Genomic DNA, 22,608 nt, shown 5'->3' with positions numbered 1-22,608 from the left:
TCTGAAGACCGGGAGAGAACCATGCTGGCCGATCGCATCGAAGCAAAATGGATTGACGCATTCTGCGAGATATTCGAGCGATGCGCCGTCAAGGCCGGCGATACCGCGGCGATCCTCTCGGAAACCCAGTCGCGTGCGTTGAACGTGCATCTGGCGGAGCTTGCCCTGCTGCGGATGGGAGCGCGGCCGTTTCATGTGGTGATGCCGACGCCGCGTAACCGGAACATCGTTCCGGTTCGTTCGACCGGAGCGAGCGAGGCGATCCAGCGGCTTGGACCGGTGATCAGCGCGCTGCAGCAGGCCGGTTTCGTGGTGGATTGCACCATCGAGGGCCTGATGCACGCGGTGGAGACGCCTGAGATCCTCAAAGCCGGCGCGCGGATCCTGGTGATCTCCAATGAGCATCCCGAAGCGCTGGAGCGCATGGTGCCGGATTCCGCGCTCGAGAAGCGCGTTCGTGCAGCGGCCAAGATGTTACGCGCGACCAAGCGCATGCGGGTGACCTCGAAGGCCGGCACGGCGCTCGATGTCGACATGGTCGGCGCCTCCACGGTCGGTGTGTGGGGTTGGACCGACAAACCCGGCACCCTGGCGCATTGGCCCGGCGGAATCGTCGTCAGCTTTCCCAAGAGCGGAACCATCAACGGCACGCTGGTGATGGCGCCCGGCGACATCAATCTCACTTTCAAGCGCTACCTGACGTCTCCTGTGAAGATGACGTTGAAGGACGACTATGTCGTCGAGCTGGAAGGGGAAGGCACGGATGCTGCGATGATGCGTGCCTATCTCGCCGCCTGGGGCGATCGCGAAGCCTACGCCGTGTCGCATGTCGGCTTCGGCATGAATCCGGGCGCGCGCTACGAGGCGCTGTCGATGTACGACCAGCGCGACACCAACGGCACCGAGATTCGGGCCGTCTCCGGCAATTTCCTGTTCTCGACCGGCGCGAATGAATTTGCAGGGCGCTACACGGCAGGACATTTCGACCTGCCGATGATGGGAACGACGATTGAGCTCGACGGCGTTGCGGTGGTCCGGGAGGGCGTGCTCCAGGACGTCTTCGGCTAGTTGCGGTCGAGCACCGGGGGGCGCGCCAGTCCGAAATGCCGGAGCAGGTCGACCATGGCCTGGAGCCGCTTCGCGCGATAGGCGTCGATGTCGAGCCCGGAATAATCGAGAAATCCTGCACCCGTGCGCAGGCCGATCCGGCCTTCATGCATGTTGCGTGAAATGACGTCCGGCGCCCGATAGCGCTCGCTGCCGAGTGCGCCTTCGAGATAGCGGCTTGCATAGTACAGGATGTCGCCGCCGCCCCAGTCGATGAACTCGAGCAGCCCGAGCACGGCATAGCGGAAGCCGAAGCCATAGCGGATCGCCTTGTCGATCTCTTCGGCGCTGGCGACGCCTTCTTCGACCATGCGAGCGGCCTCGTTCATCGCCAGCGCCTGGATGCGCGGGACGATGAAGCCAGGCGTCGCCGCACAGACCACGGGCACCTTGCCGATGCCTTCGAGCAGTGCCTTGACCTCCTCGATGATGGCGGGATCGGTGGCTTTGCCGGGGGAAACTTCGACCAGCGGGATCAGGTAGGCCGGATTGAGCCAATGCACGTTGAGAAAGCGACGAGGGTTCACGATTGCGCCGGAGAGATCGTCGACAAGAATGGTCGATGTCGTCGATGCGATGATCGTGTCCGGGCCGACTTGCCTTGAGGCGGCCCCCAGCACCTCCCGCTTGAGCTCGACGACCTCGGGAACGCCCTCGAACACCATGCCGGCCTCAGAGAGCGCTGGACCGCTTTCGCCGGCCGCGACCACCGAGACCCGCGCGATGAGCGGCTCGACGTCTGCTTCGCTCAGCAGCCCGAGCTTCGACAGGCTGGCAAAGGTCTTCCTGACCTCGCCGAGTGCGTCCGCTTCCAGCTTGTTGAAATCCTCCGCGGAGCGCGCCTTGATGTCGATCATCGTGACCCTGTGGCCCGCATAGGCGAACGCGACCGCGATGCCGCGTCCCATGCGGCCGGCGCCGAGGCAGGCGATATTGACGTGATTGGTCATCGATCAGAATCCGTTGCGAAGCAGCGTCTGCAACTCAGCCTTCCTGAGATTGCCGAGCCCCAGCGTTTCGAGCGTTCGGCCACCTTGCGCAAAATCCTCGCCGCAGACCACGCCACCTATCGACAGGAACGCTTTGGCGAGCGGCGTGGCCACACCAGCCAGATCGGCGACGGACACCAGCAGAGACAGCCCGAGCCGCAGATCCTCGCGCATGTAGCGGTGCTCGCTCAGCACGATCCGTTCGCGCCAGTCGCCGGAATCGGTCAGCCGGTCGTGCGAGCCCCGGCCATACATCCAGATCTCGCCTTCTCTCGCGTAATGATGAGCGAGCGGGAAATGTGGTGCAGCATAGCCGAGCGCCTCGCGCACGGCGATCCGCTCGGCATCGAGCGCGTCGGTGACCCGCCGGATCGCGGCTTGCGTGCCTTCCTTGTGAATGTCCCAACGTTCGAAATGTTCGATCGGGCCGGCGTTCATCACGATCAGCGGCGGATGGATGATGGGTCCTGCATTCATCAGCGCGCCTGACAGAGCATCCCCGCACGGCTCGATCACGCCCGGGAAAGCGCGTCCGATGACATCGAGTGCGTGGGGCGCCTGGTCGAGCGGGAACACACCGACTGGCAATCGCTTGGCGCGGATGGTGATCGCGACCTCGAATGGTCCGTGCTTGCGGGTCAGCCACGGCAGCGTGCCGGTCTCCGCAAAGCTTGCCTTGGCGTGGTTGCCGGCATCCCGCGCCGCTTGGGCGAAGATCATCGAGCCGAATGTCGCCGGCGGCAGAAACACGACGTGGCCGTCTCGCAGATGCGGGGCGAGCAGGCGGGCGATATCCGGCTGTGCGAAAGCGGGGGCGGGGCACAGGATCAGCTCCGTGCCGTTGACGGCTGCGGCGATATCGGTCGTGACCAGCGCGAGTTTCACGTCGTGGCGGCCGTTGTGATCCTTGACCGTGATGCGCGCGCCCGCGGTACGATGTGCCGCGACCTGATCGGCATCGCGGCGCCAAAGCCGCACCTCATGTCCCGACAGTGCAAAATCGCCCGCGGCCGCGAAAGAGCCGTTCCCCCCACCCAGAACCGCAATCTTCAAGATGCTTCTCCTTGCGTGCGGGACTGCGTATCAAGTTGCTTCAGCAGGAAATGCTGGACCTTGCCGAGCGCCGTCCGCGGCAGATCGGTGACGAAGACGATCTCGCGCGGAACCTTATAGCGCGCGAGTTGCGCCTGAAGATGCGCCCTCAATTCGTCCGCCTCGAGCCGGCAGCCGGATCTCGCAATGACATAGGCGATCGGCACCTCGTCCCAGCGCGGGTCGGGCCGGCCGATCACGGCGCATTCGCTGACGTCAGGATGTTCGAGCAGGACACGCTCGACCTCGGCCGGGTAGACGTTTTCCCCGCCGGATATGATCATGTTCTTCTTGCGGTCGCGGACCCAGAAATAGCCGTCAGAATCGCACAGGCCGATATCGCCGGTGCGATACCAGCCGTCGTGCAAGGCGTCGCGCGTTGCGGCCTCGTTGCCCCAATATTCAAAGAACACGTTGGGCCCGCGCACCGCGATCTCGCCCGGCGTGCCCGCGGGCATCTCATTGCCAGCCTGATCGATCACTTTGGCTTCACAGCACAGGCCGGCAAGGCCGGTCGATCCCAGGCGCGAAAGGTCGCCGCCGAGCCTTGTGTAGATTGCGATCGGGCAGGTCTCGGTCGAGCCGTAGACCTGAAGCACCGGGACATCGCGCGTGACAAAGCGCTCGATCAGGTGCGGAGGCACGATGGTCGAGCCTGTTGCGACGGCCTTGAGTGACGAAAGATCGGCGGTCGCCCAGGCGGGATGCTCGCTCACCGCCTGGATGATCGCAGGCACCAGCACCGTGAGCGTCGGCCGCTCCTGTTCGATGGCAGCAAGCGCGGTATCGGGCGTAAAGCGCGCATGGATCGTGACCGTCGCGCCCAGTTGGAGCGCCGGCGTCGTCTGGATGTTGAGGCCGCCGACGTGGAAGAACGGCAGCACGGTCAGCACGTGGTCGTCGGACGTCATGTTGTGCATGTGCTGGCTCATGACGCTGTTCCAGAACAGTGCCTCCTGGCGCAGCACTGCGCCTTTCGGCCGCCCGGTCGTTCCCGACGTGTAGACGATGAGCAGCGGACACGAGAGATCGGTGTGCGGATTTCGGCTGGTGCCGTCGCTCCTGGCCAGCAGGCCTTCGAATGTTGTGCCGCCGGGCGGTACGAAGTCGAGGCCGACGACGGCAGTCCCCGGTGCGGACTGCGCGAGCGTGGAAAGAAGTCCCTCAAATGCTTGCTCAAGCACGAGAACCTTGGCGCCGGCATCGCTGAGAATGAACAGCTGCTCGGCGATAGCCAGCCGCCAGTTCAGTGGCACCAGGATAGCCCCGAGCCGCGCGCACGCGTAGAGCAGCACCAGATAATCGGGCCGGTTCAGGCTCAGAATCGCGACGCGGTCGCCGCGGCCGACGCCAAGCTCCTGCTTCAAGGTGGTTGCGGTCCGTTCGATGCGTGCGGCGAATGCCGCATAGCTCAGCCGCTTCCCTTCGAAGGAAATAGCCGTCTTGTCTGGAGCGAACGCCGCGTTGCGGTCTATCAGGCTACAGAGGTCCACCGTCAGTCGTCCGTTTCACCGGCCTCGTACAGCGCTTCGCGCCCGATCCGGTCGAGGCAGAGCTCGGCGGTCCAGGGCAGCATCAGCGAGCCGCAGCGGCTGTCGCGATAGATCCGCTCGAGCGGCAGCGACCTGAGCATGGCCTGACCGCCGCAGGTGCGGATCGCGAGCGCGGCAAGCTCATTGGCGCCCTCCATCACCGAATATTGCGCGGCATAGGCCCGCAGCACCTGCTCCTTGCTCGGATTGGCGCAGGCTTCGGTGACGGCCTGGAACCAGATCCCCTTGATCTGCTCCAGCTTGATCTGCATCTGCGCGACCGCGATCTGCTTGGTCGGGTACATCCGCCGCTTGACCGGCGGCATGCCGGGCACCTCGCCGCGCAAGTAGCGCACGGTGAAGTCATAGGCCGCTTGCGCGAGGCCCATATAGGTCGGCGACAGCGTCAGGAACATGTGCGGCCAGCGCATCGCGGCCTGGAAATAGACGCCACGCGGCATCAGCGCAGAATCCTCCGGCACGAACACGTCCTTGAACAGAAGCGTCCGCGAGACCGTGCCGCGCATGCCGAGCGGATCCCAATCGCCGACGACAGAGACCCCTTCCGACTTGGCGGGGATGGCGAGGTAAAGCGTGTTGCGGCGCGAGGCCTTCTCGCCTTCTTCGATTTCGGTGCAAAGCACGCCGTAATAGTCGGCATGGCCGGAGAGCGATGCAAAGATCTTCTTGCCATTGACGATCCAGCCGCCCTCCACCGGCCTTGCTTCCGTGCCGAACGCGACACCGCCGGCCGCCGCTGCGCCACCTTCAGAGAAGGGTTGCGAGTAGATCGCGCCCTCCTCGACGATGCGCCTGTAGTGAACCGCGCGCCGCCGCTCGTGCTCGGCGCGCGTCTGCTCATCCATGTCGAGATCGTCGGCCAGCGGGCCCGACCATAGTGTCGAGCACACATGCATGTTCCAGGTCAGCGCGGTTGCGCCGCAATAGCGGCCGATCTCGGCGGCAGCCAAGGCATAGGTCTGGTAGTTCGCGCCAAGTCCGCCGTGCTTCTTGGGGACTGCGATGCCGAGCAGCCCGACGCGATGCAAGTCGCGATAGTTTTCGGTCGGGAAGATCGCCTCGCGATCATAGGTCGCGGCGCGACCGGCAAAGACGCTCTGGCCGATCTCGCGGGCACGCGCAATGATGCCGGCCTGTTCGTCGCTCAGGCGGAAAGCAACGGGATCGAAGATCGGCGCATCCAGCGCGACCTTGTTGGTCGTGCCAATAGTCTTGCTGACTTGCATGGTCATCGCGCAGTTACCTTAGACTTTGGTCGCGAGAGAGTTCAGAAACCCGCCGAGAGCTTCGTCAAAGGCGGCAGGGCGTTCGAGATTGGCGAGATGGCCTACGCCGGCGAGCTCGACATATGCAGCCCCAGGGATATAGGTCGCGGTCTTTGCCATCATCGGGGCGGGCGCATTGTTGTCCTTGGAGCCAGACAGAAGCAGCGTGGGGACGGAGATATCCCCAAGCGTGCTGCGCTGATCGAAGCCGATGAGAGCCAGCATCATGGCGCGATAGCTTGCCTCGGGCACGCTTCCCATGCATTCGCGCGCCAGCTCCATCCCGTTCGGATCGGGATCATCGCCGACCAGCTCCTCCACCAGCGTTGGCGCCAGCGACTTCATGGTCTCCCCACGATCGAGCGGCCCGAGCCGTGCCGCGATGAATGATTTCTGCCAATCGCCGTCAGCCTTCCCGAAGGCAGGGCTGGTCTGCGCCAGCACGACCGCTCGTGCCAGTCCGGGGGACTGCACCAGCCATTTCTGGACGATCATGCCGCCGATGGAATGGCCGACCAGAATAGGTTTGACCGCACCAAGCTGCTCGATGAATTGCTGAAGCGCATCGGCCAGGGCAGCGATGCTGACGCTGGCGAGCGGCGCCGATCCGCCATAGCCCGGCATGTCCCACGCGATCGTGTGGAAGCGGTCGCCGAACGTGGCAAGCTGCTGCCGCCAGCTTCGCGCCGCGCCGCCAATGCCATGCAGGAAGATCAGGGGTATCGCGCCCGGATCGCCCGCGGCTTCATAGGCGAAGCGTCCGTCCTTTGTTATCATTGGCGCAGGCTGCGACACGCGACATCCTTTTGCTTGGCCCGTCGATGCTAACAGGCCTGTGGGGGATGGGAAGAGATAATTTTATACTTAAAGCAATTTCCGGGCCGCTTCTGTGCGGCGGTGTTCGGGAGGCGAGCGCCGGTTTCGTTGCAAAAATTTGAGGGTTAAAATATATCGGAAGAACGATCACGAGATCCGAGGGAGACAGCGCATGTCCGGATTGCCGCACTCGCCGCACGCACTGGTGACCGGCGGCGGTCGCGGCATCGGCCGCGCGATAGCTGCTTCTCTCGTCGGCGCTGGCGCGACCGTAACCGTGCTTGGCCGGAACGCGGCGGTTCTCGAAGAGGCAGTCAATGCGGGTGCGGCGCACTTTGCGGCCGTCGCTGATGTTTCGAACGAAGCGTCCCTGAAAGCTGCCATTGCCGGAGCGAGTGCGCGCAAGCCGATCGACATCCTGATTGCCAATGCGGGCAGCGCCGAATCGGCGCCGTTCGCGAAATCGGATGCCGCCCTTTTTGCGCGCATGATGGATGTCAATTTCATGGGCGTCGTGCATGCCGCCCGGGCCGTGCTGCCGGGCATGAAGGATCGGCCCTATGGCCGTATCGTTGCTGTCGCGTCGACGGCCGGGCTCAAGGGCTATGCCTATGTCAGCGCGTATGCTGCTGCAAAGCACGCCGTAGTCGGTCTCGTGCGTTCGCTCGCCCTCGAGATGGCCGGAAGCAATGTGACCGTGAATGCGGTGTGTCCGGGCTTCACCGACACCGATCTCGTTGCCGGCAGCATCGATAACATCATGAAGAAGACGGGGCGTAGCCGAGAGCAGGCGGTCGCAGAGCTCGCGAAACACAATCCGCAAGGACGCCTGATCACGCCTCAGGAAGTGGCAGACACGGTTCTCTGGCTGTGCGGTGAAGGCGCGAGCGCAATCACCGGGCAGGCGATTGCCGTGGCCGGGGGCGAGGTCTAGCGTGCCCGGTTCAGTCGGGGAACAAGGAAGCCAAGGAGATCGCATGAGCAGACCCGCCAATCCCGTCACCGTGCCGCTTGCAGACTACTCGCCGCAGCACTTTATGCTGGCTGTGGTCGACGGCGTTGCGACGGTCACGCTCAACCGCCCCGAACGAAAGAATCCACTGACGTTCGAAAGCTATCGGGAGCTGACCGATTTCTTCCGTGCCTGCGCCTTCGACGATGCGGTCAAATCCATCGTGGTCACCGGTGCCGGCGGCAATTTCTCGTCGGGCGGCGACGTGTTCGAGATCATCGGCCCGCTCGTGAAGATGGACACGAAGGGGCTGACCGCCTTCACTCGGATGACCGGCGACCTCGTCAAGGCGATGCGGGCCTGTCCGCAGCCGATCGTTGCCGCGGTCGGGGGCATTTGCGCCGGGGCCGGGGCGATCATCGCCATGGCATCTGACATGCGCCTTGCGGCGAGCGGGGCCAAGGTGGCGTTCCTGTTCAACAAGGTGGGGCTGGCCGGCTGCGACATGGGTGCCTGCGCAATCCTGCCGCGGATCATCGGGCAGTCGCGCGCCTCCGAGTTGCTCTACACCGGCCGGTTCATGACCGCGGAAGAGGGCGAGCGCTGGGGCTTCTTCAGCCGCATCGTCACGCCGGAGCAGGTGCTGCCTCAGGCGCAAATTCTGGCGAAGCAGATCGCGGAAGGGCCGACTTTCGCCAACACCATGACCAAGCGGATGCTGGCCATGGAATGGGCGATGTCGGTGGAGGAGGCGATCGAGGCGGAGGCCGTTGCCCAAGCGTTGTGCATGACCACGGCGGATTTCGAGCGAGCCTTCGAGGCTTTCGCCAACAAGGTCAAGCCGGTATTCAGGGGCGACTAGACCGATCGCCTTAACGGCGTCCATGTCAGCAACGGGGACTTGCGCGGAATTATTTTAGGCTTAAAATAGTTTCGTGGCCGGGTGAATTGGCGAGGCTCCCATGAAAGTCGCGATCATCGGTGGCGGACCTGCGGGTCTCTATGCTGCGATCCTGCTCAAGAAGCAGCGCCCGGCCGCCGACATTACGGTATACGAGCGCAATCGGGCCGACGACACCTTCGGCTTCGGCGTGGTGTTCTCCGACGCCACGCTGGACAATTTCGAGAAGCACGATCTTCCGAGTTACCGCCGTATCACCCAGGAGTTCGCATACTGGGATGACATCGCGGTGCACTTTCGCGGCACGGTGCATCGCGTCGGCGGCAACGGCTTTTGCGGCTGCTCACGACGCAAGCTCCTTTTGATCCTTCAGGAGCGCGCTCGCGAGCTTGGCGTCGTCTTGCATTTCGAGATGGACATCGACGACGAGTCCCGCTTCGCCGATGCCGATCTCATTCTCATCGCCGACGGCATCAACAGTCGCTTCCGCGAGAAATACGTCGACCATTTCCAGCCGGAGGTCGACATCCGCTCCAACAAATTCGCCTGGATGGGATCGACCAGGCCGCTCGATGCCTTCACCTTCATCTTCCAGGAGACCGAGTGGGGGCCGTTCATCGCCCATGCCTATCAGTATGAGGCCGGGCATTCGACCTGGATATTCGAGACCGATCCGGAGACGTTCGAGCGGGCGGGACTGACAGGGCTGGACGAAGCTCAGTCCGCCGCGCGGATGGCAGACATCTTCGGCTGGTTCCTCGGCGAGCATCGATTGCTGACCAACCGCTCGATGTGGCGCAACTTCCCCATGATCCGCAGCAAGCGCTGGGTCAAGGACAACATGGTTCTGCTCGGCGACGCCAAGGCGAGCGCGCATTTCTCGATCGGCTCGGGCACCAAGCTCGCGATGGAAGACGCGATCGCGCTGGCCGAGGCGATGGAGAAGGCGCCCAGCATCGAGGCGGCGCTGGAAGTCTATGAGCACGGCCGCCGTGAGGAGGTCGAGAAGACGCAGCATGCCGCCGACGTCTCGCTGGTCTGGTTCGAGCATGTCGACCGCTTCTGGGATTTTGACCCGGTGCAGTTCGCATTCGGCGTGATGACGCGCTCGAAGGCGATCACCTACGATAATCTTAAGCTCCGCGCGCCGGATTTCGTGGCGGAGGTCGAGAAGTCGTTTGCCAGGCAGGTGCGCAGCAGCGGCTTCGATGTCGATACCGATCGACCGATGGTACCGCTGTTCCAGCCGTTCCGTCTACGTGAGATGAAGCTCGCCAATCGTGCGGTGATGTCGCCGATGTGCATGTATTCGGCGAAGGAGGGTGTGCCGACAGACTTCCACCTGGTCCATTACGGCTCGCGCGCGATCGGCGGCGCCGGGCTGATCTTTACCGAGATGACCTGCGTTGGCCGCGATGCCCGGATCACGCCCGGCTGCGCCGGCCTGTGGAACGACGAGCAGGAAGCCGCATGGCGGCGCATTGTTGATTTCGTCCACGGCAACTCGGCCGCAAGAATCTGCCTTCAGTTGGGGCACGCCGGTCGCAAGGGCGCAACCAAGCTGATGTGGGACGGTATGGATCGGCCTCTGGACGAGGGCAGCTGGGAAACCGTTTCGGCATCGCCGCTACCCTATTTCCCCGACAGCCAAGTCCCGCGCGAGCTCGACCGCTCCGGCATGAACGCGGTGAGGGACGCTTTCGTTGCGGCAGCCGAGCGCGGCGAGCGCTGCGGCTTCGACATGCTCGAATTGCACTGCGCCCACGGCTATCTGCTTGCCAGCTTCATCTCACCGCTGACCAATACCCGCACGGACGAATATGGCGGCTCGCTCGCCAACCGGCTGCGTTTTCCGCTCGAGATCTTCGAAGCGCTGCGCGCGGTGTGGCCGTCGCACAAGCCGATGTCGGTGCGCATCTCCGCAACCGATTGGGCTGACGGCGGCATCACCGGCGATGATGCCGTCGCCATCGCGCGCGCCTTTGCCGAGGCGGGCGTCGATCTCGTCGACGTCTCGACCGGCCAGACGGTGCGCGATGCGCAGCCGGTCTACGGGCGCATGTTCCAGACGCCGTTCTCCGATCAGGTCCGCAACGAGGCGCGGGTAGCCACCATGTGCGTCGGCAACATCACCACGGCGGACCAGGCCAACACCATTCTGGCCGCTGGCCGGGCGGATCTCGTCGCGCTCGGCCGTCCGCATCTCGTCGATCCCTTCTTTACCATGAAGGCGGCGGCCTGGTACGGCGCCAACGACGCATTCTGCCCGCCGCAATATCTGCCGGGAAAGGATCAGATTTTCCGCAACAGCGTGCGCGACCGGCAGGATCTGGAGGAGCTGAGAATTAAGGCTAAGCCCAGGACCCGGGCCGAGCTCAAGGCGGAGGCGACAAAGCCGCTTGCGGCGGAGTGACCGACCGTGCGACGTTAACCCCGTTGCCTGTGTTTCGAGTGGAGTAAGGCGATGAAGGCGATTATCGTCGGTGGCGGTATCGGTGGTCTCACCACGGCGTTGATGTTCCGCTCACGGGGCCTGGATTGCGAGATCTTCGAGCAGGCCGACACCATCCGCGAACTCGGCGTCGGCATCAACACGCTGCCGCATGCGATGCGCGAGTTGGCCGGGCTCGGCCTGTTGCAGAGGCTGGACGACGTCGCGATCCGCACCGATCAGCTCTATTACCTCAACCGCCACGGCCAGGAAGTCTGGCGCGAACCCCGCGGCATCGACGCCGGTCACGATGTGCCGCAATTCTCGATCCATCGTGGGCGCCTTCAGGGCGTCATCCATCGTGCCGTCGAGGAACGGCTCGGGCCGGACGCAATTCACACCGGCTGCCGGCTTGGTGCCTTCACGCAGGATGAGGGCGGCGTCACCGCTTACTTCTTCGATCGTGCCGGCACGCACGTCCACACCGCGCGTGGGGATATCCTGATCGGCGCCGACGGCATCCACTCACGCGTCCGCGAGACGCTGTTCCCGAGCGAGGGGCCGCCGTGCTGGAACGGCTTGATGCTGTGGCGCGGCGCCCGCGACTGGCCGCTGTTCCTCACCGGCAAATCGATGATTGTGGCCGGCGGTCTCAATGCCAAGGTGGTGATCTATCCGATCGCGGAAGGATCGAGCGCGGCAAGCCGCCTCACCAATTGGGCGGTGCTGGTCAAAGTGGGCGAGGGCAATGCACCGCCGCCGCGGAAAGAAGACTGGTCGCGGCCGGGGCGGCGCGAGGAGCTGATGCCGCATGTGGCACGCTTCTCCGTTCCGTATATTGACGTCAAGAGCCTGATCTCGGCGACGCCCGAATTCTACGAGTATCCGACCTGCGACCGCGATCCCTTGCCCTATTGGTCGTCCGGGCGTGTCACGCTGCTCGGCGACGCCGCGCATCCCATGTATCCGGTCGGCTCGAACGGCGCCTCGCAGGCGATCCTCGACGCGCGCTGCCTTGCGGATGTGCTGGTGCGTGCCGAGCATCCGCGCCAGGCGCTGCTCGAATACGAGAAGAAGCGCCTGCCGATGACGGCCGAGATCGTCCGCTCCAATCGGCGCGGCGGTCCTGAGGGCGTCATCGACGCCGTCGAGCAGCTTGCGCCTGACGGCTTCGACAATGTCGATAACGTCCTGAGCTATTCCCAGCGCGAGGCGATCGTGCGTGGCTACGCCACCAAGGCCGGATTTGCCGCCGTCCCGGGACTTGCGGCGGTACGCGCCTGAAGTCGCCGGTAGATCGGGATGAATTTGAGGATCGGCGCCAGCCCGGAACTCAAATCACCTCTCCCCGCTGGGGAGAGGTGGCCGCGCTTCACAAGCCCAACTTTCCACTTTAGTCGCCGGGAGGCGGCGGCAGGAAGTGGATGTTGAACTCGGCGGCCATCGTCACCACGTCCTCCGGCCTCTGCTCCTTCATGTTGTGAAGGCCCCAGAACAGGTCGAACAGCTTGCGGCTTGGGGAGACCCAGAACAGCACTTTTGCGGTCTGCTCCGACTTGTTGAAGATGCCGTGAGGCACGCCCATGCCGAGCCGGATCAGGTCGCCGGTGGTCGCCTGCGACTCCGAATTGCCGAGCATGAAATCGAGCTTGCCCTCCAGCATGTAGAGATACTCATCCTGATCGGGATGAATGTGCGGCGGCACGAACGTGCCCGGCGGAAGTGTCGCATGCCAGGAGAAGCTGTGTTCGGCGTAGCTCTTCGGCACATAGGTCTGGCCGAGGATGCTCCAGGAAATGCCCTGGATGCCCTCATTCGCCCGGGTGATGCCGGTGATTTCGCTCTTCATTGCAGTCCTCCCGTAACGCGATACGCGGCCTTAATTCGCCGCCTTGCAGTCCTTGGCATAGCGGTCGCCGTAGTTCTCGAAGACCTTCTGGACGATCTCGGTCTGGAACTTGCCGTCCGGACGCTTGGCGACTTTGGTCAGGTAGAAATCCTGGATGGGATAGCCGTTGGTGTTGAACTTGAAGGTGCCGCGCAGCGAGGTGAAATCGGCCTTCTTGAGCGCCGCCCGAACGGCGTCCTTGTTCGATAGATCGCCCTTCACCGCCTTGACCGCGCTGTCGATCAGCATCGCGGCGTCATAGGCCTGAAAGGCGTAGGTGCCGGGCACGATGTTATAAGCGGCCTCATAGGCGGCAACGAACTTCTTGTTCTGGGGATTGTCGAGATTGGGCGCCCAGTTCGCGCCGCCGAACATGCCGACCGCTGCGTCCTGCTGCGCCGGCAGGGTCGATTCATCCACCGTGAAAGCCGAGAGCACCGGAATGGTGTCGGCAAGGCCGGCCTGCCGGTATTGCTTGACGAGATTGACGCCGAGGCCGCCGGGCATGAACGTGAACAGTGCATCGGGCTTCTGCGACGAGATCTTGGACAACTCCGGCTGGAAGTCCAGCGTGTTCAGCGGCATGTAGGATTCCTCGACGATCTCGCCCTTGTAGTCCAGCTTGAACCCGGCCACCGAATCCTTGCCGGCCTGATAGTTCGGCACCATCAGGTACATGCGCTTGTAGCCGCGATCCTGCGCGACCTTGCCGAGGATCTCGTGCACCTGATCGTTCTGATACGAAGTCACATAGAAGAACGGGTTGCAGTCCTTGCCGGCAAAGGTCGACGGCCCGGCATTGGGGCTGATCAGGAAGGTCTTCGATTCCGTGATGGGCCGGTGGATCGCCTGGAGGATGTTGGAGAAGATCGGTCCGACCACGAAGTCGACCTTCTCGCGCTCAAGAAGGCCCTTGACCTTGGTCACCGCTGCATCCGGTTTCAACTCGTCGTCGACGACGACGACCTCGACATCGCGGCCGCCCATCTTGCTGCCGAGATCTTTCACGGCAAGCGTGAAGCCGTCCCGAACCTGTTGGCCAAGCGCGGCCGCAGGTCCCGACAGGGTCACGATCACACCCAGCTTGATTTTTTCCTGGGCAAGGGCAGGGGTCACCACGGTGCCGAGCAGCGCGGCGGCTGCGGCCAAGGTCATTTGCGTCTTCATGATCTGTCCCTCGTGACGATTGGCTTGCGCTGCAAGCCACGTACTCCAAATTCAAACTTATGCCGATGATGGTCGCCGCGGCAAGCCGAGCTCGAGGCGTCGCATTCTGCGGAGAGCGCCGCATGCAAGCGGCGCGCCAATTATTTGAAGCCTAAAGAAATTGTCCTGCGGTCGATTGTTGCAGCTTTGGACTTGCAGCCGGCTCCGATTTATTTGAAGCTCAAAACGTTGGGGAATCCGTGCCGGCGCCAATGCCGGCTGTGAGTGGCTGCATCAACATGCTCGATTCCGAGACCAAGGCCGTCGAAACGCCGGAGGACCACGCCGAAGAGCTTCGGCTGTGGCTGCGGCTCCTGACCTGCACGACGCTGATCGAAGGCGAGGTGCGCGGCCGGCTGCGGCAGCGGTTCGACGTCACGCTGCCTCGTTTCGACCTGATGGCGCAGCTCGACAAGGCGCCTGACGGCATGACGCTGTCCGACGTCTCCAAACGCATGATGGTGTCGAACGGCAATGTGACCGGCCTCGTGGAGCGGCTGGTGGACTCCGGCCATCTCGACCGGCGGACCTCGGAGACGGACCGCCGCGTCCAGGTGATCCGCCTCACGAAGCTCGGGCGCGCCGAGTTTCGCCGAATGGCTGCGGAACACGAAACCTGGATCGCCGATCTCTTCGCCGACCTGACGCCGAAGGACGTGCGCGAGCTGATGCGGCTCCTGGCCAAGACCAAGGCGTCCGCGCAAAAATCGGCCGCGCGCCGCCGGTCGTAAGCCCCGCCGCTGGGACGGCCACCAATTCCTTTTGCCGCAGGAAAAAGCACGGCGTGCCCAAAATCCGCTATTGCGCCGAATTGTTTTAAGCCTAAAATGTTTCCAGATCGTGCTGCCGGGTGCAATCCATGCTGAAAGGAGCGTGCGATGGCCAACGCCGCCAAGATTCAAGTGTCGGGTTCGTGTGACGGCAACGCCGCGACGGCCCATGTCGATATGTTCGCGCGGCAACATCTGCCGCCGCGCGAGCTCTGGCCCGAATTCATCTTCACGCGGCCGGAGCTGCACTACCCCCCGCGACTGAACTGCGTCAGCTATTTCCTGGATCGCTGGATCGAGCAGGGACATGGCGAGGCGCCCTGCGTCATCAGCCCTTCCGTCAGCTACACCTATCGCGAGCTGCAGGCGCTGGTGAATCGCATCGCCAACGTGCTGGTCGGCAAGCTCAATCTCGTCCCCGGCGGCCGGGTGCTGTTGCGCTCTGCCAACAACCCCATGATGGTTGCGACCTATCTCGCGGTGATCAAGGCTGGGGGCATCGTCGTGGCGACGATGCCGCTGCTCCGCGCCAAGGAGCTGTCCTATCCGATCCAGAAAGCGGCGATCACGCTGGCGCTGTGCGACGGAAAGCTCGCCGATGAGATGGAGAAGGCGAAGGCCGCCGCGCCCGGTCTCGAGCGTGTCGTCTATTGGGGCAATGACACCGACAATTCTCTCGAGGCGCTGATCGCCGATGCCAGCTCTGAGTTCACAGCCGTCGATACCGCGTCCGACGACATCTGCCTGATCGCTTTCACCTCGGGCACGACAGGCGATCCCAAGGGCACCATGCATTTCCACCGCGACATGCTCGCGGTCTGCGACGGTTACGCGCGCAACATCCTGCGCGCCGAGCAGAAGGATCGTTTCATCGGCTCGGCCCCGCTCGCGTTCACCTTCGGCTTCGGCGGCGTGCTGTTTCCGATGCATATCGGCGCGTCCTTCGTCGTGCTGGAGAAGACGACGCCGGACGACCTGCTGTCGGCGATCGAGCAGTACAAGACGACGGTCTGCTTCACCGCGCCGACCGCGTACCGCGCCATGATCGGCAAGCTTCCGGGCCGTGACATCTCCTCGCTTCGCAAATGCGTCTCCGCGGGCGAGACACTGCCCAAGCCGACATTCGATGCCTGGCTCAAGGCCACCGGGATCAAGCTGATGGACGGCATCGGTTCGACCGAGATGCTGCACATCTTCATCAGCGCGACCGAGGACGAGATCCGCCCCGGCGCCACCGGCAAGCCCGTGCCGGGCTATGAGGCCAAGATCGTCGATGATGAGGGCCGCGACGTTGCGCCCGGGACGATGGGCCGTCTCGCGGTGCGCGGGCCGACCGGCTGCCGTTATCTGGCCGACGAGCGGCAGCGCAAATACGTCCAGAACGGCTGGAACATCACCGGCGACACCTATCTGATGGATAGCGACGGCTATTTCTGGTACCAGTCGCGCTCCGACGACATGATCGTGTCGGCCGGCTACAACATCGCAGGGACCGATGTCGAAGCAGCGCTGCTTACGCATCCGGCGGTTGCCGAGTGCGGCGTGGTCGGCGCCCCCGACGAGGCGCGCGGCATGATCGTGAAGGCCTATGTCATCACCGCACCCGGCGTGACTGCGGATGCGCAGCTCGTGGCGGAGCTGCAGGATCATGTCAAACGCGAGATCGCGCCGTACAAATATCCGCGCGCGATCGAGTTCGTGACGCAATTGCCGAAGACCGAAACCGGCAAGCTGAAGCGCTTTGCCCTGCGGCAGCTGGCGCAGGTCGCGGCGACGTCGTCAGGCGTCGCTGCGGAATGAGAGAAGGATAGAGAATTGTCCGTGACGCCCCCGAAAGGCTCGCAACTCGCGGTGCTGCCGACGGCAGCCGAGGACGGAACGCGCATCAGGGCGCAGATCCTCCAGCCGTCAGGCTGGCCGGTTCCGAAAGGCTATGCCAACGGCATGGCTGCCGAAGGGCGCATCGTCGTCACCGGCGGGGTGATCGGCTGGGATACAGAAGAGCGCCTTGCGGAAGGCTTCGTCGCGCAGGTACGCCAGACCTTGAGCAACATCGCCGCGATCCTGGCCGAGGCCGGTGCCCGGCCCGAGCACCTCGTGCGCCTGACCTGGTACGTCGTCGACATGGACGAGTACCTGGCCAATCTGAAGGAACTGGGCAGGGTCTATCGCGACGTCTTCGGAGCCCATTATCCTGCGATGGCGCTGGTTCAGGTGGTCCGCCTCGTGGAGAAGGCGGCGCGCGTCGAAATCGAAGCCACCGCCGTCATTCCTCGCTGAATTCTGCCGGGATCGGCTCTCCCTGATCAGCTCGCCTTGGTTAGCTTGCTTTGGCGAGCTCATCGTCCTCGGGCGAGTTCAGATAGACGCCCGACATGGTGTCGACCCAGCACAGATGGTCGTGCACCTTCTTCACTCCCTCGACGTTCTCCGCGGCGACGACCGCGGCTTGCCGTGCGCGCTCTTCGGTGATGACGCCGCTGAGGTGAACGATACCGTTGCGCACGATCACGTTCAGTCCGAACGGGCACCAGTCGCTCTTCTCCATGGTATCGATGATCCGGGTGCGAATGTGGTCGTCATCCGCGGTGGGATCCGGCACTTCGCGGGCGAGCCCCGCCACCGCCTGCAGCAGATTGGCGCGGGATACGATCCCGACCACCTTGTCGCCACGCACGACCGGCAGCCGCTTGATGTTGTTCCGCTCCATGAGATCGACGATCTCCGCGAGCGCCGTATCCTCCGTGATCGTCACGGGCGAGTCGGTCATCACTTCCGAGACCTTGCGTCCGTGCTCATGGACGAAATCACCGGCGGATTTGCCCGGACCGAGGATGAATCGAAGCCAGCGTCCGCGCTTGCGCCCGGTGCCGATCTCGCTGCGGCGGATGAAATCCCCTTCCGACACGACGCCGACCAGCTTGCCGGTCTCGTCGACCACCGTGAGTCCGCTGACATGCCGCTTCAGCATGATATTTGCCGCTTCGACGATGCTGGTGTCGGGGGTGACCGAGATGACCGACCGGGTCATGATCTGGTGGGCGCGCATGGATAACTCCGCTTTGTTGAAACTTCGATGCGCGCAACCTAGCTCGGGTATCGAGGTGCTGTTTGACGCAAGTCAATCGGGCGAAACACGATCGATCCCGATTGAGAAATTGTGATCCGGACCCGGGTTTGATGCAGCTCAACACGGCTTCGACGCCTCGCGATACCCTCTACGTACGTACAGCTGAAGCCCGCAGGAACATGAGCTATGAGCGTCGTGCAGAAATTTCCACGGGCTGAAGAGCCGGCGGTGCAGGTTCTCCCCGCCCATCCCGCCGCTGGTCCCGAAGCCTTGCCTGTGAGCCCGGGAAAACTCGAAAGCATTCCGGTCGCGGCCGATTCCGTGCCTGCATCAGAGCCATATCCTCTGGACCGCGCCTTGCACGCGATGCTGGCGCGGTTCACGGGCGGGATTTCGCCGCTTGCCCTGTCGCTCGCCTGGCTCGATTGGAGCTCGCATCTGGCCGCAGCGCCGCAGCGCCAGATGGAGATTTCGCGGAACGCCCTTCGCGATGTCGGCCGGCTCGCAGAAGCTGCCGCGCACGCGGCGTCGCCCGGGCAAAAGCCGTGGTCCGTGATCGCGCCGCAGCAGCGGGATCGTCGTTTCAGCGGATCGCAATGGGAGACCCCGCCGTTCAATCTGCTGGCGCAGGCGTTTCTGCTCGGAGAGCGCTGGTGGCGCGATGCTGCGACGGGCGTACGCGGCGTGTCGCACGCAAATGAAGCCATCGTCGAGTTCTCGATGCGCCAGTTGCTCGACATGCTGGCGCCGTCGAACTTCGCTGCGACCAACCCGAAGGTGCTGGAGAAGGCGTTCCAGAGCGGCGGGGAGAATTTCATCTTCGGCTGGCAGAACTGGTGCAGCGACCTGATGCGCCTGCTCTCCAACTCGAAACTGGCGGACGACGGGCAGTTCGTGGTCGGCAAGACGGTGGCGGTTTCACCCGGCAAGGTCGTCTACCGCAACGAGCTGATCGAGCTGATCCAGTATTATCCGACCACCGCGCAGGTGCGGCCCGAGCCGATCCTGATCGTGCCGGCCTGGATCATGAAATATTACATCCTCGATCTCTCGCCGCAGAACTCGCTGGTCAAATATCTGACGGGTCAAGGTTTCACCGTGTTCGCGATCTCATGGCGCAACCCGGATGCGAGGGATCGGGATCTCGCCTTCGACGATTATCGCAGGCTGGGCGTCATGGCGGCGCTGGACATGATCGGCCTGATCATGCCGGGTCGGAAGACCCATGCGCTCGGCTATTGTCTGGGGGGCACATTGCTGTCGATCGCCGCCGCCGCGATGGAACGCGACGGTGACAACCGATTCGGCTCGGTCACTTTCCTTGCCGCGCAGACCGACTTCACCGAGGCCGGAGAGCTGACGCTCTTCATCAACGAGAGCCAGGTGGCCTTTCTCGAAGACATGATGTGGCAGCGCGGCTATCTCGACACGACGCAGATGGCCGGCGCCTTCCAGCTGCTGCGCTCCAACGAACTGATCTGGTCGCGGCTGTCACATGACTATCTGATGGGCGAGAGCGCACCGCCGAGCGACCTGATGGCCTGGAACGCCGACGCCACGCGGCTGCCTTATCGCATGCATTCGGAGTATCTGCGCAAGCTGTTCCTCGACAACGATCTGGCGGGAGGGCGCTATCTCGTCGGAGGCAGGAGTATTTCGCTCTCCGATATTCACGTGCCGATGTTCGTGGTCGGCACGCTCGCCGATCACGTGGCGCCGTGGCGATCCGTCTACAAGATCCACTATCAGGTCGATGCTGACGTGACGTTCCTGTTGACCAGCGGCGGTCACAATGCCGGTGTCGTGGCGCCTCCGGAGGAGCCCGGCCACAGCTATCAGGTGCTGACCAAGGCTGCTGATGCGCCCTATGTCGGCGCGGATGAATGGCTGAAGCTGGCTCCGCGGGTTGAAGGGTCGTGGTGGTTGGAATGGACCAAATGGCTCGCGGCGCGCTCCGGCGCGCCCTGCGATCCGCCGCAGATCGGGCTTGGAGGCGCACCCGGCCTGCCCGATGCGCCGGGAGACTATGTTCACACCTAGACCTCCGGCTCGGAGCCCGGCGCGAGGTCCGAGGAGCGGAAGGGCTTGGCCTTGTCCAATTTCCGGTAGGCCACCGACGCGGCTCGCAACAGCTTCTTTTCCCGCTTTCGGTTGAGAAAACGATCGGTGGCACCGAGGCCGGCGCCGTTCAAGGACGCCGCCAGCGTCTGTCCTCGTGCATCGTCGTTCAATTGTCCGAGTGCTCTTTGTGCCTTGCGCAATTGCTTGAGGATGGACTTGTGTTTCGTCGGCGTTTCCGCGGCGAACAGGTCCTGGAGCGATTCGATCGAATAGGTCAGCCGCTTGTTGAGAAGCCGCAGCTTGTGTCGTTTCTCGACGTCGAGCTTGCGGAGTTTTCGCGCTTTCTTGAGCAGCCTCGTCTCCCACTCGGTCAGCCGCTCCATCGCGTGTTCGGCGAGCGTGCGGCGGCGCAGTCGAATGGTTTCCTTGCTGCGCCGGGTCGACCAGGGGCCGCTTTCGATCCACGTCGAGGTCTGCTCGACCAGGCGGCGGTACCGTGCGGATTGCAGCGCGCGCGCCAGCAGCCTGTGGCTCTCGGCCCGTTTCTCGTCCCACTGCTGAAGCTCGGCGATCACGGCGAGTTCGTCGCCACTCTCGGCGACGACCCGCTCGATCGCCACGTCGAGATCCCGCACCATGCCGAGCTGGCCGTTCAGCCATCTAAGTTCGGCCCAGACGTTCGGGCGCAGGGCATCGTCGACCATCGGCGAGAAGAAGCGGATGGCAGTACGCAGATGCGTCAGTGCGATGCGGATCTGGTGCAGAGCTTCGGGATCGCCGCGGCAGGTCCCGTCGTGCTGAGCGATCACGGCATCGAGGTGACGGCGGGCGATGATCCGGAAGGCCGTGTCGCAGGCCATGCCGGGGCTGAGGCGGCCGGGCAGGGTATTGCGCCGCGTCGCCGGCTTGGCACGCGTGGTCGCCCTCGAGCTTGTGGTGGGTCCCGACATCCTTGCCTGCATCAATCAGGTTGCGTTGTGTGCCCCTTGGCGATCGCGTTCCGGCAGTTCTGCAGCGTCTGCTCTTCTGTCCCGGATGCATCGATGGTCGCCCAGCCGACATGGCCGATCTTATAGTTCTCTTGCAGCGCGGCAACCTCTTGCGTGGCGTCCGATGCATCTCCCCGGCGGTTTCCGATCCGCGCCTGCCGGGTCGCGAGGTCTGCGACCAGGAATAGACCGTTCAGCGCCACGTTGCGCTCGCGCGCCAGCGCGGCGATCGCGTCGCGTTCGTCCTCGCGGGCGAATACGCCGTCGATGAGCGCCGAGTGACCTTGCGCCAGCACCCGCCGGGCGCGCTGAGCCAGCGTGTCGTAGACGCGGGCCGTGACCTCCGGCGTATAGGCGGATGGCGGCAGGCGGTGCGTGTCCTCGACCCCGAACATTTGCTTGCGGACGAGATCGCTGCGCAGCAGGACGGCTCCCGGCTGCGGCGCGACGAGCGGCGCGAGCGCGTACGCCAGAACGGTCTTTCCGGTGCCGGACAGTCCGCCGACCGCAATCAGGCGCGGAGCGGGAGGACGGATCAGCATCCTGGCGAGGTCAAAATAGCGCTGGGCCTGGTCGAGAATGCCGGGACGATCGGAATGCGGCCGCTTCAGCCGTGCCAGGGCCACCTGGGCGCGGATCGCCGCACGGATCGACATGAACAGCGGCAGGGCCGAGAGCGCGTCGAGATTGTCGGCCGGCGTCGCTGCAAGATAGCGGTTCAGGGCGACATTGGCCGCGCGCAGTTGGTCGTGCTGCAACAAGTCCATGAGAGTGAACGCGAGATCGTAGAGCACGTCGACCGTTGCCATCTGCGCATCGAACTCGATGGCGTCGAACAGCACGGGCCGATCATCGATCAGAACGATGTTTGCGAGATGCAGATCGCCATGACAGCGGCGCACGAAGCCCTGGCGGCCGCGCTCTGCGAGCAGGGGACGAATACGCAGATATGCCTCGTGCGGCGCCTTGCCGAGCCTTCCGATGTCCTCCGCGTTGAAATGTCCGCCGGCCCGCAGGCCGTCACTGTTGCCGTCGATCAGGGCCGGGATGGATGAGACCCAGGCTTCTCCGTCGGCGCGGGTCGCCGCCGCGTGCGACGCCGCGATTGCGTCAGCGGCAGCCGAGGCGAGCTTCGCCTCCAGCGGACCGGCCTTTGCCAGCTGATCCAGTGTCCTGTTTTCGTCGAAGCGCGACATGTCGACCGCATATTCGATCGGCCGGCCGGCGCCGTCGACTTTCAGAGATCCATCCGGCTCTTCGGTGATCGCCACGACGCCGTGATAGATCTGCGGCGCCAGCGGCCGGTTGATCCTGATCTCCTCCTCGCAAGCCGCCTTGCGCTTCTCGAGTGTCGAATAGTCAAGGAACGGAAACCGGACGGCGCGCTTGATCTTCAGCGCGCGCTTTGCGTCCAGGAATACCGAGGCTCCATGCGTGTCGATCCGCGTCACGCCGGGATGATCGGTCAGCATCTGGAAGATGCGCTCCTGGGCCGCCGTTCCATCCTCGATCGGAGCG

19 protein-coding genes are annotated in these 22,608 nt (G+C 63.9%); 9 read left to right on the top strand and 10 right to left on the bottom strand.

The annotated features are described in order from the left end of the window. The first annotated feature begins 21 nt into the window (after nt 1-21). The gene (locus FJV43_RS06120) at nt 22-1,068 is read left to right on the top strand and encodes a peptidase M29 (protein WP_239625410.1); all 1,047 of its coding nucleotides are present in this window, start codon (nt 22-24) and stop codon (nt 1,066-1,068) included. Here FJV43_RS06120 and FJV43_RS06115 read toward each other — a convergent pair. Genes FJV43_RS06115 through FJV43_RS06095 form a run of 5 tightly spaced genes read right to left on the bottom strand, consistent with a single transcriptional unit; the run spans nt 1,065 to nt 6,783 of the window. Then, the gene (locus tag FJV43_RS06115; protein ID WP_239625408.1) at nt 1,065-2,057 is read right to left on the bottom strand and encodes a 3-hydroxybutyryl-CoA dehydrogenase; all 993 of its coding nucleotides are present in this window, start codon (nt 2,055-2,057) and stop codon (nt 1,065-1,067) included. The two genes, FJV43_RS06120 and FJV43_RS06115, sit on opposite strands and share 4 nt — an antisense overlap. A gap of 3 nt (nt 2,058-2,060) precedes the next feature. Continuing rightward, a complete protein-coding gene (locus FJV43_RS06110) occupies nt 2,061-3,149 on the bottom strand; it encodes an NAD/NADP-dependent octopine/nopaline dehydrogenase family protein (protein WP_239625406.1) in 1,089 nt (362 codons plus the stop codon). Next, nucleotides 3,146-4,681, bottom strand: coding sequence for a long-chain fatty acid--CoA ligase (locus FJV43_RS06105; RefSeq protein ID WP_239625404.1), 1,536 nt, complete (start codon nt 4,679-4,681; stop codon nt 3,146-3,148). The genes FJV43_RS06110 and FJV43_RS06105 overlap by 4 nt, the downstream gene beginning before the upstream one ends. 2 nt (nt 4,682-4,683) lie before the next feature. After that, complete coding sequence (locus FJV43_RS06100) at nt 4,684-5,973, bottom strand: acyl-CoA dehydrogenase family protein (RefSeq protein WP_239625403.1); 1,290 nt, start codon at nt 5,971-5,973, stop codon at nt 4,684-4,686. Nucleotides 5,974-5,985: 12 nt separating this feature from the next. Further along, nucleotides 5,986-6,783, bottom strand: a complete 798-nt coding sequence (locus tag FJV43_RS06095) for an alpha/beta fold hydrolase (protein WP_239625401.1) — start codon at nt 6,781-6,783, stop codon at nt 5,986-5,988. A 211-nt stretch (nt 6,784-6,994) separates the two neighbouring features. Between FJV43_RS06095 and FJV43_RS06090 the strand changes: the two genes are divergently transcribed. From FJV43_RS06090 to FJV43_RS06075, 4 genes are all read left to right on the top strand, one after another. Further along, complete coding sequence (locus FJV43_RS06090) at nt 6,995-7,756, top strand: SDR family oxidoreductase (protein WP_239625399.1); 762 nt, start codon at nt 6,995-6,997, stop codon at nt 7,754-7,756. 43 nt (nt 7,757-7,799) lie between these two features. Next, nucleotides 7,800-8,636, top strand: a complete 837-nt coding sequence (locus FJV43_RS06085) for an enoyl-CoA hydratase family protein (protein WP_239625398.1) — start codon at nt 7,800-7,802, stop codon at nt 8,634-8,636. A gap of 100 nt (nt 8,637-8,736) precedes the next feature. Next, nucleotides 8,737-11,088, top strand: a complete 2,352-nt coding sequence (locus tag FJV43_RS06080; protein ID WP_239625396.1) for a bifunctional salicylyl-CoA 5-hydroxylase/oxidoreductase — start codon at nt 8,737-8,739, stop codon at nt 11,086-11,088. 51 nt (nt 11,089-11,139) lie between these two features. Then, on the top strand, nt 11,140-12,390 hold the full coding sequence (locus tag FJV43_RS06075) for a flavin-dependent oxidoreductase (protein ID WP_239625394.1): 1,251 nt from the start codon (nt 11,140-11,142) through the stop codon (nt 12,388-12,390). A gap of 109 nt (nt 12,391-12,499) precedes the next feature. Here the strand turns inward: FJV43_RS06075 and FJV43_RS06070 are convergent, their stop codons facing one another. Both FJV43_RS06070 and FJV43_RS06065 read right to left on the bottom strand, forming a co-directional pair. Further along, a complete protein-coding gene (locus FJV43_RS06070) occupies nt 12,500-12,955 on the bottom strand; it encodes a cupin domain-containing protein (RefSeq protein ID WP_239625393.1) in 456 nt (151 codons plus the stop codon). A gap of 30 nt (nt 12,956-12,985) precedes the next feature. Then, nucleotides 12,986-14,161, bottom strand: a complete 1,176-nt coding sequence (locus tag FJV43_RS06065) for an ABC transporter substrate-binding protein (protein ID WP_239625391.1) — start codon at nt 14,159-14,161, stop codon at nt 12,986-12,988. A 251-nt stretch (nt 14,162-14,412) separates the two neighbouring features. Here FJV43_RS06065 and FJV43_RS06060 point away from each other — a divergent pair, with 251 nt between their 5' ends. The 3 genes from FJV43_RS06060 to FJV43_RS06050 all read left to right on the top strand — a co-directional run bounded on the left by FJV43_RS06060 (nt 14,413) and on the right by FJV43_RS06050 (nt 17,250). Further along, complete coding sequence (locus FJV43_RS06060) at nt 14,413-14,931, top strand: MarR family transcriptional regulator (protein ID WP_028181148.1); 519 nt, start codon at nt 14,413-14,415, stop codon at nt 14,929-14,931. A gap of 147 nt (nt 14,932-15,078) precedes the next feature. Beyond that, a complete protein-coding gene (locus FJV43_RS06055; protein WP_239625389.1) occupies nt 15,079-16,770 on the top strand; it encodes a benzoate-CoA ligase family protein in 1,692 nt (563 codons plus the stop codon). A 15-nt stretch (nt 16,771-16,785) separates the two neighbouring features. After that, entirely contained in the window at nt 16,786-17,250 is a 465-nt protein-coding gene (locus FJV43_RS06050) for a RidA family protein (RefSeq protein WP_239625387.1), read from the top strand. Between the two features lie 40 nt (nt 17,251-17,290). Here FJV43_RS06050 and FJV43_RS06045 read toward each other — a convergent pair whose 3' ends face one another. Further along, complete coding sequence (locus FJV43_RS06045) at nt 17,291-18,019, bottom strand: CBS domain-containing protein (protein ID WP_239625385.1); 729 nt, start codon at nt 18,017-18,019, stop codon at nt 17,291-17,293. Between the two features lie 207 nt (nt 18,020-18,226). Here FJV43_RS06045 and FJV43_RS06040 point away from each other — a divergent pair, with 207 nt between their 5' ends. Continuing rightward, entirely contained in the window at nt 18,227-20,080 is a 1,854-nt protein-coding gene (locus FJV43_RS06040) for an alpha/beta fold hydrolase (protein ID WP_239625383.1), read from the top strand. Here the strand turns inward: FJV43_RS06040 and FJV43_RS06035 are convergent. Both FJV43_RS06035 and FJV43_RS06030 read right to left on the bottom strand, forming a co-directional pair. Continuing rightward, on the bottom strand, nt 20,077-21,051 hold the full coding sequence (locus FJV43_RS06035) for a CHAD domain-containing protein (protein WP_239625382.1): 975 nt from the start codon (nt 21,049-21,051) through the stop codon (nt 20,077-20,079). The genes FJV43_RS06040 and FJV43_RS06035 overlap by 4 nt on opposite strands. 11 nt (nt 21,052-21,062) lie before the next feature. Next, entirely contained in the window at nt 21,063-22,601 is a 1,539-nt protein-coding gene (locus tag FJV43_RS06030; RefSeq protein WP_239629327.1) for a bifunctional aminoglycoside phosphotransferase/ATP-binding protein, read from the bottom strand. Between the last annotated feature and the right edge of the window lie 7 nt (nt 22,602-22,608).

This window comes from Bradyrhizobium sp. I71, assembly GCF_022354745.1.
Classification (GTDB): Bacteria; Pseudomonadota; Alphaproteobacteria; order Rhizobiales; family Xanthobacteraceae; genus Bradyrhizobium; species Bradyrhizobium liaoningense.
The sequence above is the reverse complement of the archived record's forward strand: the minus strand, read 5'-3'. Positions and strand labels throughout refer to the sequence as shown.

Coding starts and splice junctions, on each gene's coding strand:
- FJV43_RS06040 (WP_239625383.1), top strand. CDS start 18,227: ATGAGCGTCGTGCAGAAATTTCCACGGGCTGAAGAGCCGGCGGTGCAG.
- FJV43_RS06115 (WP_239625408.1), bottom strand. CDS start 2,057: ATGACCAATCACGTCAATATCGCCTGCCTCGGCGCCGGCCGCATGGGA.
- FJV43_RS06085 (WP_239625398.1), top strand. CDS start 7,800: ATGAGCAGACCCGCCAATCCCGTCACCGTGCCGCTTGCAGACTACTCG.
- FJV43_RS06095 (WP_239625401.1), bottom strand. CDS start 6,783: ATGATAACAAAGGACGGACGCTTCGCCTATGAAGCCGCGGGCGATCCG.
- FJV43_RS06075 (WP_239625394.1), top strand. CDS start 11,140: ATGAAGGCGATTATCGTCGGTGGCGGTATCGGTGGTCTCACCACGGCG.
- FJV43_RS06090 (WP_239625399.1), top strand. CDS start 6,995: ATGTCCGGATTGCCGCACTCGCCGCACGCACTGGTGACCGGCGGCGGT.
- FJV43_RS06060 (WP_028181148.1), top strand. CDS start 14,413: ATGCCGGCTGTGAGTGGCTGCATCAACATGCTCGATTCCGAGACCAAG.
- FJV43_RS06120 (WP_239625410.1), top strand. CDS start 22: ATGCTGGCCGATCGCATCGAAGCAAAATGGATTGACGCATTCTGCGAG.
- FJV43_RS06045 (WP_239625385.1), bottom strand. CDS start 18,019: ATGCGCGCCCACCAGATCATGACCCGGTCGGTCATCTCGGTCACCCCC.
- FJV43_RS06065 (WP_239625391.1), bottom strand. CDS start 14,161: ATGAAGACGCAAATGACCTTGGCCGCAGCCGCCGCGCTGCTCGGCACC.
- FJV43_RS06035 (WP_239625382.1), bottom strand. CDS start 21,051: ATGTCGGGACCCACCACAAGCTCGAGGGCGACCACGCGTGCCAAGCCG.
- FJV43_RS06055 (WP_239625389.1), top strand. CDS start 15,079: ATGGCCAACGCCGCCAAGATTCAAGTGTCGGGTTCGTGTGACGGCAAC.
- FJV43_RS06100 (WP_239625403.1), bottom strand. CDS start 5,973: ATGACCATGCAAGTCAGCAAGACTATTGGCACGACCAACAAGGTCGCG.
- FJV43_RS06080 (WP_239625396.1), top strand. CDS start 8,737: ATGAAAGTCGCGATCATCGGTGGCGGACCTGCGGGTCTCTATGCTGCG.
- FJV43_RS06070 (WP_239625393.1), bottom strand. CDS start 12,955: ATGAAGAGCGAAATCACCGGCATCACCCGGGCGAATGAGGGCATCCAG.